This window comes from Saccharomonospora halophila 8 (assembly GCF_000383775.1).
Classification (GTDB): Bacteria; Actinomycetota; Actinomycetes; order Mycobacteriales; family Pseudonocardiaceae; genus Saccharomonospora; species Saccharomonospora halophila.
In genome coordinates this window covers 39,248-44,915 of sequence record NZ_KB912482.1, presented here as the reverse complement: position 1 = coordinate 44,915, position 5,668 = coordinate 39,248, and the positions used below count along the sequence as shown (strand labels likewise).

At 72.6% G+C, this 5,668-nt stretch carries 5 protein-coding genes; all 5 read left to right on the top strand.

Annotation, left to right across the window (positions count from 1 at the left end):
- A partial coding sequence (locus tag SACHA_RS19725) for a vWA domain-containing protein (RefSeq protein WP_039737560.1) occupies nt 1–601 on the top strand: 601 nt, incomplete at its 5' end.
- The gene (locus SACHA_RS0101310; protein WP_019806569.1) at nt 594–1,718 is read left to right on the top strand and encodes an XdhC family protein; all 1,125 of its coding nucleotides are present in this window, start codon (nt 594–596) and stop codon (nt 1,716–1,718) included. The genes SACHA_RS19725 and SACHA_RS0101310, both read left to right, overlap by 8 nt.
- Before the next feature lie 252 nt (nt 1,719–1,970).
- Nucleotides 1,971–2,516 (top strand): (2Fe-2S)-binding protein, encoded by a 546-nt coding sequence (locus SACHA_RS0101305; RefSeq protein WP_019806568.1) that lies wholly within the window; start codon nt 1,971–1,973, stop codon nt 2,514–2,516.
- The gene (locus SACHA_RS0101300) at nt 2,513–4,963 is read left to right on the top strand and encodes a xanthine dehydrogenase family protein molybdopterin-binding subunit (protein ID WP_019806567.1); all 2,451 of its coding nucleotides are present in this window, start codon (nt 2,513–2,515) and stop codon (nt 4,961–4,963) included. The genes SACHA_RS0101305 and SACHA_RS0101300 overlap by 4 nt, the downstream gene beginning before the upstream one ends.
- On the top strand, nt 4,960–5,668 hold a 709-nt coding region (locus tag SACHA_RS19720; RefSeq protein ID WP_019806566.1), incomplete at its 3' end, for an FAD binding domain-containing protein. The genes SACHA_RS0101300 and SACHA_RS19720, both read left to right, overlap by 4 nt.

Here is a 5,668-nt window from a genome sequence, read left to right as displayed (position 1 = left end):
CACCCTGCGCGCGATGCTCGCCGACGGCGGCGAGGTGGGGCGGCTCGCCCACGCCCGGCACGCGCCCCGCACCCGCAGGGTCGTGCTGCTGATCGACGTCTCCGGCTCGATGAAGCCCTACGCCGACGCGCTGCTGCGGTTCGCCCACGTCGTGGTGCGCTCCGCCCCGGCGGACGTCGAGGTGTTCACCCTGGGGACCCGGCTCACGCGGGTCAGCAGGCAGCTGCGGTGGCGCGACCCGGAACGCGCCGTGCTGCAGGCCGGGCGGGCGGTGGCCGACTTCGCGGGTGGCACCCGGCTGGGGGAGACGCTGCGGGTGTTCCTCGACCGCTGGGGCCAGCGCGGGCTCGCCCGCCGGTCCACGGTGGTGCTGTTCTCCGACGGCTGGGAACGCGGCGACGCGAGCCTGCTGGGCACGCAGACCGCTCGGCTGCGCCGTCTGGCGCACGCGGTGCTGTGGGTCAACCCGCACGCCGGCCGCCCGGGGTACGAGCCCGTCCAGTCCGGGATCGCCGCCGCGTGGCCGCATGTCGACAAGCTGCTCGCGGGCCACAGTCTGGCCACGCTGGAACGACTGCTGAGGGAGATCAGCCATGCATGACGTGCTGGACGAGCTGTACCGCCGGTGGCGGGCGGGCGAGTCGGTGGGACTCGGCACGGTGGTGGACACGTTCTCCTCGGCGCCGCGGGCGCCGGGGGCGGCGATGCTGGTGGGCACCGACGACACCGTGGTCGGCAGCGTGTCCGGCGGCTGCGTCGAGGGCGCGGTCTACGACCTCGCGCAGCGCGTCATGGACGACGGCACACCCGTGTTGCAGCGGTACGGCGTCAGCGACGACGACGCCTTCGCCGTCGGGCTGACCTGCGGCGGGATCATCGACGTGTTCGTGGAGCGGATCGACCGCGACTCCATGCCGGGACTGCCCGACCTGGTCGACTCCGTCCGGGCGGGACGGCCCGTGGCCGTGGTGACCACGGTCGAGCATCCGGACACCGACCTGCTCGGCGGGCGGATGCTCGTGTGGGCGGACCGGGTCTCCGGCAGCCTCGGGTCAGCCCGGATCGACGACGCCGTCACCGACGACGCCCGGGGGCTGCTCGCCGGTGGACGCTCCGGCACCCTGCACTACGGTCCGGACGGCCAGCGCCGCGGCGAGGGCATGGCGGTGTTCGTCAACGCGTTCGAACCGCCGCCGAGGATGCTGGTCTTCGGCGCGATCGACTTCGCCGCGGCCATGGCCCGGATGGGTGGTTACCTGGGATACGAGGTCACGGTGTGTGACGCGCGCCCGGTGTTCGCCACCCGCAGCCGCTTCCCGGACGCGCACGAGGTGGTCGTGGACTGGCCGCACCGCTACCTGGAGGCGGAGGCCGAGGCGGGCCGCGTCGACGGCCGGACCGTGGTCACCGTGCTCACCCACGACCCGAAGTTCGACGTCCCCGTACTGGAGGTGGCCCTGCGGCTCGACCTCGGCTACGTCGGCGCGATGGGATCCCGGCGCACACACGACGACCGGATGCGGCGGCTGCGCGAGGCGGGACTGACCGAGGCGGAGCTCAAGCACCTGGCGTCCCCGATCGGGCTGGATCTCGGCGCCCGCACCCCGGAGGAGACGGCCGTGTCGATCGCGGCCGAGATCATCGCGCTGCGCTGGGGCGGCGGCGGCCGCAGGCTGTCCGACGTCGACGGCCGCATCCACACCACCGAGGCCCGCTGACCGCACACTCCCGCCCGCGGGCCCCGCCGACCGGGCACGGCCGCGCACCGCCGGGGTGGAACGCGCGTTTTGGCGTTCCGCCGGAAAACGGGAGCCCGATCGGGCGATGACCGGCGGGCACGGGTGCCGCCGGGGTTGTCCCGGCAGCCCGGAGGTAGCAGGGTTACCTGTGAGGTCGATCACCGAGGTGGTCGAGCCGACGGCCGCGTTCCCCGGCCCGCGGAGGCGGGCCGAGCCAGCACAGGAGGCCCAATGCGCATCACCGTCACCGTTGACGGAGCCCGCTACACCGACGAGGTCGAACCCCGCACACTGCTGGTGCACTACCTGCGGGAGCAGGTCGGCAAGGTCGGCACCGTGGTGGGGTGCGACACGAGCAACTGCGGAGCCTGCACCGTCCACCTGGACGGGCAGAGCGTGAAGTCCTGCTCGGTGCTCGCCGTCCAGGCCGACGGCCGGGAGGTCACCACGGTCGAGGGGCTCGCCCGCGACGGCGAGCTGCACCCCGTACAGCGGGCGTTCTCCACCAGCCACGCACTGCAGTGCGGGTTCTGCACACCCGGCATGATCATGCAGTCGATCGACCTGCTCGCCGAGAACCCGGACCCGGACGAGCAGGCCGTGCGCGAGGGGTTGGAGGGCAACCTCTGCCGGTGCACCGGCTACCAGAACATCGTCCGCGCGGTGCAGGACGCGGCGAGCGAGATGCGGCCCGGGGCGGGCCCGGAGGCCGAACGCGCCGGGGAGACCACCGGCGCGACCACCACGGCGGGTGTGCGGGGAGGTGCGCGGTCGTGACGTCGACGACGGAACCGGCGGTCACCGAGGTCGGCAAAGCCCGGGTCCGCAAGGAGGACGAGCGGCTCATCACCGGACGCACCCGGTGGACCGACAACATCACCCTCCCGGGCATGGTGCACGTGGCCGTGCTGCGCAGCCCGGTCGCGCACGCGCGGATCACCGGCATCGACACCACCGAGGCGCGGGAGATGCCCGGTGTGCTCGGCGTCTACACCGGCGACGACCTCGACCCCGAGGGTGCGGTCGCGCTGCCCTGCGCCTGGCCGGTCTCGCCGGACATGAAACACCCCCGCAGGCCGATGCTCGCCCAGGGCACCGTCAACTACGCGGGTGAGGGCGTGGCCGTGGTCGTCGCGCGCAGCGCCGCCGAGGCCGAGGACGCGCTCGCCGGGATCGACGTCGACTACGACGACCTGCCCGTCGTGCTGGACATGGAACAGGCACTGGCCCCCGACGCCCCGTTGGTGCACGAGGACCTGGGCACCAACCGTAACGCGGTGTGGACGTTCGACTCGGCCGAGGCCGGCTCCGGCGGCGACGTCGAGCGGGCCTTCGCCGACTCGGAGGTGGTGCTCACCCGCCGGTTCCGCCAGCAACGGCTCGTGCCGGGCTTCATGGAACCCCGCTCGGTGGTCGTCGACCCGACCGCGCCGCAGCTGACGATGTGGTCGGCGACCCAGGTCCCGCACATCGTGAAGACGATGGCGGCGATGACCCTGGGCATCCCGGAGCACCGGATCCGGGTGATCGCCCCGGACGTCGGTGGCGGATTCGGCGGCAAGCTCGCCGTGATCCCGGAGGAGATGCTCGCCCTGCGGCTCGCGCAGGAACTGGGCAGGCCGGTGAAGTGGACCGAGTCCCGGTCCGAGACGATGACGGCCGCCCACCACGGGCGGGACCAGATCCAGGACCTGACCCTCTCGGCCACCCGCGACGGCACGCTGACCGGCCTGAAGGTCGAGCTGATGGCCGACATGGGCGCCTACCTCAGCCTCGTCGGCCCCGGAGTGCCGATCCTCGGCGCATTCATGTTCAACGCGATCTACAAGATCCCGGCCTACCACTTCGCCTGCACGAACGTGTTCACCAACACCACGGTCACCGACGCCTACCGCGGCGCGGGCAGGCCGGAGGCCACCTTCGGCATCGAACGGATGATGGACGAGCTGGCGGCCGAACTCGGCATGGAGCCGCTGGAGCTGCGGGAGAAGAACTGGATCAGAAACGACGAGTTCCCGTACACCACGGTGTCCACGCTGACCTACGACTCGGGCGACTACGAGGCCGCCACCGAGCAGGCCAAGCGCCTGTTCGACTACGACGGTCTGCGCCGTGAACAGCGGGAGCGGCGGGAACGCGGTGACCCGGTGCAGCTCGGCATCGGCATCTCCACGTTCACCGAGATGTGCGGCCTGGCGCCGTCGCGGGTGCTCGGCTCGCTCGACTACGGCGCGGGCGGCTGGGAGCACGCCACGATCCGGATGCTGCCCACCGGCAAGGTCGAGGTGGTCACCGGGGTCTCGCCGCACGGGCAGGGGCACGAGACCGCGTGGAGCCAGATCGTGGCCGACCAGCTCGGCGTCGGCTTCGACGACGTGGAGATCCTGCACGGCGACACCCAGTCCTCCCCCAGGGGGCTGGACACCTACGGCTCGCGCTCGCTGGCCGTCGGCGGGATCGCGGTGGTGAAGGCGGCGGAGAAGGTCGTCGCGAAGGCCCGCACGATCGCCGCGCACCTGATGGAGTGCTCCGAGGACGACCTGGAGTTCGCCGACGGCCGGTTCACCGTGCGCGGCACGGACCGGTCCACCCGGATCCAGGACCTCGCGCTGGCCGTGTTCACCGCCCACGACCTGCCCGACGGTGTGGAGCCGTCGCTGGACTCGGAGGCGACCTTCGACCCGGAGAACTTCTCCTTCCCGCACGGCACGCACCTGTGCGCGACGGAGGTGGACACCGAGACCGGGCGCAGCACGATCCGTTCCTACGTGTGCGTGGACGACGTCGGTGCCGTGGTCAACCCGCTCATCGTGGAGGGGCAGATCCACGGGGGACTCGCCCAGGGCATCGCGCAGGCGCTGTACGAGGAGGCGGTGTTCGACGAGGGCGGGACGCTGATGTCCGGCACGTTCGCCGACTACCTGCTGCCGTCGGCGGCCGATCTGCCGTCGTTCACCACCGACCGCACCGAGACGCCGTCCACGACGAACCCGCTCGGCGTCAAGGGGGTGGGGGAGGCGGGCACGATCGCCTCGACCCCGGCCGTGGTGAACGCGATCGTGGACGCGGTGCGGCACCTCGGCGTGGACGACGTCCGGATGCCGTGCACGCCGATGCGGGTCTTCCAGGCCATCCACACCGGTGAGCAGGCCGCCGGTGGTCCGGGTGCCGAGGCCGGTGGCGGCCTCGGTTCGATCGACGCCGAACACGGAGGTGCGCAGTGATTCCCGCCCCGTTCGACTACGTGGCTCCGTCCACGGCGGATGACGCGGTGCGGGCCCTGGCCGACGCGGGCGAGGACGCCAAGATCCTCGCGGGCGGCCAGAGCCTGCTGCCGGTACTGCGGTTGCGGATGGCCGCGCCGACCACGGTCATCGACCTCACGAACATCGGCGAGTTGCGCGGGGTGCGCGACGACGGCGACGCCCTGGTGATCGGGGCGATGACCACGCACCACGACGTGCAACGGGATCCGCTGATCGCCGAGCACGCGGCCCTGCTGGCGCGGGCCACCGAGACGGTGGCCGATCCGCAGGTGCGCCACCGCGGCACGTTCGGCGGGTCGCTGGCCCACGCCGACCCGGCGGGGGACCTGCCCGCCCCCGCGTTGGCCATGGACACCGAGATGGTCCTGCGCGGGATGGACGGCACCCGCCGGGTGCCCGCGGAGGAGTTCTTCGCCGACTTCTTCACCACGGCGCTCGCCCCGAGCGAGATCCTGACGGAGGTGCGGGTCCCGAAGTTCACCGGCTGGCAGGCGCACTACGAGAAGTTCAACCGGGTGGCGCAGGCGTGGTCGATCGTCGGGGTGGCCGCGACGGTGCGCACGGATGCGGGGGCGATCGCCGAGGCCCGCGTGGCGCTGACGAACATGGCGTCGGTGCCGGTCCGGGCGCGGGGCGTGGAGCGCGCGCTGGTGGGGCAACCCG